The 5,501-nt window shown below is 53.3% G+C and carries 7 protein-coding genes; 1 reads left to right on the plus strand and 6 read right to left on the minus strand.

The features are described 5' to 3' along the window. Positions 1-222: hypothetical protein (locus QZ329_RS14750; protein WP_295753762.1), on the plus strand; the 222-nt coding region annotated here is incomplete at its 5' end. Between the two features lie 18 nt (positions 223-240). Here the strand turns inward: QZ329_RS14750 and QZ329_RS14755 are convergent. The 6 genes from QZ329_RS14755 to QZ329_RS14780 form a co-directional block, all read right to left on the minus strand. Then, entirely contained in the window at positions 241-1,104 is an 864-nt protein-coding gene (locus tag QZ329_RS14755) for an ABC transporter ATP-binding protein (protein ID WP_295753763.1), read from the minus strand. Position 1,105: 1 nt separating this feature from the next. After that, positions 1,106-2,203, minus strand: coding sequence for a hypothetical protein (locus QZ329_RS14760; protein ID WP_295753765.1), 1,098 nt, complete (start codon positions 2,201-2,203; stop codon positions 1,106-1,108). A gap of 46 nt (positions 2,204-2,249) precedes the next feature. After that, positions 2,250-3,422 carry a WD40 repeat domain-containing protein gene (locus QZ329_RS14765; protein WP_295753766.1) on the minus strand — a complete coding sequence of 391 codons (1,173 nt, stop codon included), beginning with the start codon at positions 3,420-3,422 and terminating at the stop codon, positions 2,250-2,252. Continuing rightward, positions 3,419-4,459: a hypothetical protein gene (locus tag QZ329_RS14770; protein WP_295753767.1), complete on the minus strand. Its 1,041-nt coding sequence runs from the start codon at positions 4,457-4,459 to the stop codon at positions 3,419-3,421. Before QZ329_RS14770 ends, QZ329_RS14765 begins: the two co-directional genes overlap by 4 nt. 202 nt (positions 4,460-4,661) lie before the next feature. Continuing rightward, positions 4,662-5,015 (minus strand): hypothetical protein, encoded by a 354-nt coding sequence (locus tag QZ329_RS14775; RefSeq protein ID WP_295753768.1) that lies wholly within the window; start codon positions 5,013-5,015, stop codon positions 4,662-4,664. Further along, positions 5,002-5,501 (minus strand): ATP-binding protein (locus QZ329_RS14780; protein ID WP_295753769.1); only part of this gene is annotated, 500 nt, incomplete at its 5' end. The genes QZ329_RS14780 and QZ329_RS14775, both read right to left, overlap by 14 nt.

The following is a 5,501-nucleotide window of genomic DNA, read 5'->3' on the forward strand; positions in this document are numbered from 1 at the left end:
GCCAGAATGGAGCGTTTACAGAACTGCTTGATAAATTCATACCGTATCAGACGTACCATGGCGTTCCCCTTTGCAATATCGTCAAACAACGTGAAAACCAGCGTCGCTGTTTTTCAGATGGGCAAAGCCCGTCTGCGTGTGAAACACGCTGTGTTTGACGATGAAATCCATATTGAGGCCGCTGAATGCGGCCTGCTGCGGCGTTTACGCCGCAGCGCATGAAAAAGATATTGATCTTATTCATGCCGTTTGATTATAGTACAAGAACACATCCTCCAGGTTGGGCCGGACAGGCTGTGCGGTCTTGATCGGGCATCCATCCTCAACAATGCGAAGGGTAAACTGTCCGCCCTCCTGTTTCATGTTGCTGACGCAGTACATATCGGTCAGCAGCGCGGCGTCCCCGGCCCCGGCGGTTACATTCCACACCTTGCCCTCGATGTTCCGTTCCAGCGCGGCGGGTGTTCCCTGCATGAGCAGCGTCCCCTGTTTCAGCAGCAGGATTTCCCGTGCGATGCACTCAACATCGGAAACGATGTGAGTTGCCAGCAGGATCGTCCGCCCCTGAGCAAACCGGGAGATCAGGTTCCGAAACCGTATCCTCTCGCTGGGGTCAAGACCGGCGGTGGGCTCGTCCAGAATCAAAATCTTCGGGTCGGACAGCATGGCCTGCACAATGCCAACACGCTGGCGCATACCGCCGGAGAGCGCACCGATTTTCTTGTCCTGTGCGTCCGTCAGGTTCACCGTGGCAAGCAGCTCCGCAACCCGATCTTGCGCTTCATGGGTGGGAATGTCTTTCAGCGCACACATATAGAACAGAAAATCCTTGACGGTAAAATCCCGGTAGAAGATAGGATACTGCGGCATATAGCCAATTTGGGACAGGAACGCTTTGCCCAGCGTCCTCACATCCTGGCCCTCCACCCGGATCGTACCGCTGTCCCCGCGCAGGATGCCCACAAAGGTATTGATAAGCGTGGTTTTTCCGGCCCCGTTTTCACCCAGCAGGCCGTACACGCCCTCGGTCAAGGTGGCGGTAAAGTTTTTCAGCGCATATTTTTTCTTGTATTGCTTCGATACGCTTTCAAATGTGATCTCCATGTTATTCACCAAAGGTAAATGTGGACACCAGCGTATCCACTTCACCGATGCTGCCTCCGAGAAGCACCACGGCGGTCTTGGCCTCGTCCAGAAGGTAAATGCCGGGGATGCGGTAGAAGTATGTTTTATTGGAATTTTGAATGACTTTGGTGGCAATCAGCTTGCCGGAAGCTGCTTCATAGACACGAACGGTCAGACTGCCGTCCAAAACGGCGGTGGCGACATAGTCCCCCCGCTCCGAACTGTACACACCGTTGCGGCCCTCGTTCTTGGTCGCGAAGGAGAGCGTGCTTTTGTCTCCGGTTTTCCGGTCAAGCCAGAGCAGCGTCCTGTCATTGCGGGTAAAGGTCTGCGGGAAAAACAGGCGGTCGGTTCTGCGTTGGATTTCCTCGATGCTGTAAGAGGACGGCTTCGTGAGCTTCAAATTGCTGCCGTCCAAGGCAAGGCTCCCATAGATGAAAAAACTGTTTTCGCCCTTTTTTGCGGGAATGGACTGACCTCCGCCATAGAACATGATCTGACTGTTATCCTGGGAAAACGCAACGCCATCCACAACGGAAATTTGAATCTTGGATGTACCGGCCTTTTTCGTCAAATCAAGCAGAGTGGTGAGCTTTTCTTTTTCCAGATCATACAGATACAGTCCGTTCAGGGTGGCGATTGCCAGCTTCTTTCCGTCCGTGGAGACCGCTACACCGGTTTCGCTGACCACGAAATCCTCCGTCAAAAGATGATTGACCGCAATTTTCTTGGTCAGCGTAAGGGAGCTGTCATAGATGTACCCCATCATGCCGTCATCTCCCATACCGGAGAGAATGTAGCCTTTGTCAATGGCCTGGACCTCAAAGGAGCGCAGGGGTGTTTCCGTTTTGGCCAGCACCGAGCCTGTGGCGGTATCATAAAGGTACAGCTTATCCGCCGCTGCGAAAAGTTTTCCATCCCCGGCATAGGCGCACTCCCGGATTTTTCCATCAAAATGGGAAGAATTAAACACACACTTTACGGGGCCGGCTGGCGCCGCCAGAGCGTTGGCTTGTCCGAAAGGCAGCGACGCCAGTGTAAGGAGCGCGGCTAAAAGAAAACAAATCGTCTTTTTCATGTTTGGATTCTCCTTTATACACTTATACATTAAAATTATGCTGTGTTTAAAATTCAAATACAGATACCAGCGTATCAAGTTCGTCGATACTGCCTCCAAGAACAACTACGGCGGTCTTGGCCCCGTCTAAAAGGTAAATCCTGGGAATACGGTAGAAATATGTGGGATCGGAGTTCTCAATCACTTCGGTGGCAACCAATTCGCCGGAGGCCACGTCATAGACGCGGACGGTCAGATCGCTGCCCAGAACGGCGGTAGCGACATAGTTTCCCTGCTCCGAGCCGTACACGCCGTCTTTGCCCTCATCGCTGGCGGAGAAGGAAAGCGTATTGGCGCTGCCGGCTGCCCGGTTGATCCAAAGCAGCGTTCCATCGGCCTGGGTAAAGGTCTGCGGGAAAAACAACCGGCTGACGCTGCTCTGCATTTCTTCCATTTCATAGTCGGACGGTTTTGTGAGCTTCAGACCGCTGCCATCCACGGCGATGCTCCCATAGATGGAAAAGCCTTCCTCGCCATCTACCGCGGGAATTGAGCTGCCGCTGCCAAAGAACACGATCTGGCTGTTATTCTGGGCAAAGGCAGCGCCGTTCAGCATGGAAATACTGATGCTGGCTGTTCCGGCGTTTTGGGCCACGTCCAGGAGGGTAGTCAGGCTCCCGCTTTCCAGGTCATACAGATACAGCCCGCCCAAGGCGGCGAAGGCCAGCTTCTTTCCGTCCGTGGAGGCCGCTACGCCCCCGGTTTCGCTGACAACAAAATCTCCCTGCAAAAGCTCATTCACCGCGATCTCCTTGTTCAGAGAGAGCGAGCTGTCGTAGATGTACGCCATCATGCCGCTATCGCCCATGCCGGACAGGACGTAGCCCCCGTCAATGGCCTGCGCTTCAAAGTCGCGCAGGGGCGCTTCTGCGGTGGCCAGCACCGAGGAAGTCCCAGTGTCGTAGAGGTACAGCTTGTCTGCCAGCACAAAAAGCGTTCCGTTCCCGGCATAGGCGCAGCTCTGGAGCTTGCCGCCAAACAGGGCGGGGTCGAAGGTGCAGGATGTACCAGCTTGGGAAATGGGCTGGTTCTGCTGCCCGTCAGAGGGCGGGACAGCGACCACGGATGTATCGGAGGGGGCGTTTCCCGAAACCGCAGGGGCAGGGGCATCCGTTTTGCCGCAGGCGGACAGCGTCAGGGTAAAAAGCAGCGCCAATGTCATGCAGAATGTCTTTTTCATGCGCAGTTCTCCTTATACAATAAAATAGAATTGGTCTTAAAGAACGGGGCAGAGGCTCCGCCCTGGGGGACGGCCACACAGTAGAAGGTGTGAAACTGCCCCAGCTTGTCCGGGTCGATCACGGCCTCAAGCTCCATGACGCCGCCTTTGCTCAAGGTAATGGAGCGGCAGGTGCTTTCGTCAAGTTTCACCGGCTGGTGATCCAGGAAAAAAGCGATGCTGTAACTTGTTCCGGCTGTGCCGCACATGGTAAATCGCAGGGTGACGGGAGCGGAGACCCGCAGGTTGTCATAGGTGATGCCGCCGTCACAGAAGAACGTATAATAGATTCCACTGTCCAGCGTGTCCATGCTCACGCCGCCCCAGCCGTATTGGGGAAGCTCGTTTTCCACATACTGCGCTGTGACCTTTTCCTCCCGCGCTTCGCTTTGTGAAAAGATTTCCCGGACAGGCGGAAGGTCTGCATGGGCGGCGGGCGCATCCACATTGAACTGCAATTCAACACAGGATTCCAGCGTCTTATGATACCAGCCATAGCTGGAGGTGGATTCCATATCCGGCTGGAAGTCCGGGTTGGTGATGCTCACCACGGTCAGGGCCAGCGTATCGCCGGCGCTGCCGGTCACAGGCTCAAAGAGGAAGGAAAAGCTCTGATCCTCCTTTGCGGGGAAGCTGTGGCAATACTCATACTCCGCTGTGGTATCGTTCACCTTGTAGGGCTGGGGCTGGCCGTCCAGGAACAGGAGAAACCCAACGGTATCCATCTTGCCGGTGAGGGAGAATCGGTAGTCCAGCCGAAACTCGCCGCCGTCATAGGAGAATGGCAGACGCTCCCCACTCTCGGAGAAATCAGCCGAAGCAGCTTCGTGGGTGAGCATTGCCAGAAATCCGGAATCCTCCTCCGCCGCCTCAAACGGGTTTGCGGCGACAGCCTGTGACGGCGGGGGCGTACTGTCCGGAATGGCATAGTTTCCGCAGGCGGCGAGGGATAAAAGTGCGCCGCACAGCAGGGGAACGGCAATCAATCGTTTTCGCATACATGGCCTCCTTTGCTTTGATGGACTAAGCATAGCGGCCAACGGTCAAAATTCGGTCAAGAACGGCAAAATGCCGCCCAAGTTTTTTGGGCGGCATTTCGTTGTAAACGCCTATCAAATTTCCCCATCGTCAAAACGGCTGAATGGGCAGTTCCCTATTATTGATAACCGCCCGATAAATGAGAAATTTTCTATTAAGTATTTATTTTATGCCTTCTTCCTTGATCTTATAGATTCTAAATGCGCAATCCTTTTCCAAACGAATGTTTGCCCAATTTTTCCCAATCTGTCTCACAAAATAATTTTCGTCCTCTGGAAATATCTGTTTTGTCATAAATCTTAACAGATCCAGCGCTTTGTCAGATTCTTTCAATACAATTTCAAGTGTACTCCATCCATCGATTACAGGTGAATATATTTCATGAATCATATCACAAAACAAATCGTTTCCGCTAATTGGTATTTTTCTTATGAGGTCCCCCTTCCTGTCTCCAATCAGCATACTCTTTAACTGGGCATATTGTTTGCTGTCAAGCATCACTTCATATATTTCCATTTTCTCCTCCTGTTATTAAGGCTGTGCCATACAATATTTCTTGCAATTTAATGGAGGCTTTCACCCAGGCCCCATGTGGCGGCTTATTTGACAGTTCTATGGTTCCCCCGTGCTTCTGGCACAGCACCCGGCTTACAGCCAGTCCCAGGCCAAGGTGCTTGCCGGAGGGATCTTCGGAGTAAAACAGGGCGGTTTTCTTTTTCAGCAGCTTGTCCGAAAAGCCTGGCCCGTCGTCGGTCACGGTGGCCGACAGGATTCCATGCTCCAGAGAAAAAGCCAGCCCGATTTCCCGCTCCGCAAAACGGAGGGCATTGGAGATCAGATTTTCCAGAACGCGGTACAACAGCTCCCCGTCAAGGAAGGCTCTCCCCTTCGGCACATGGAGGTCACAGGAAAAATGCACCTTGGTATTCTGAAACAGGATAGATAGAGAATCCGCCATGTGCTGTAAAAAATCAGGAAGCTCCACCTCTCTGCGGTGGACCT

Origin of the sequence: uncultured Oscillibacter sp., assembly GCF_910579365.1 — a bacterium.
Taxonomy (GTDB): domain Bacteria; phylum Bacillota; class Clostridia; order Oscillospirales; family Oscillospiraceae; genus Oscillibacter.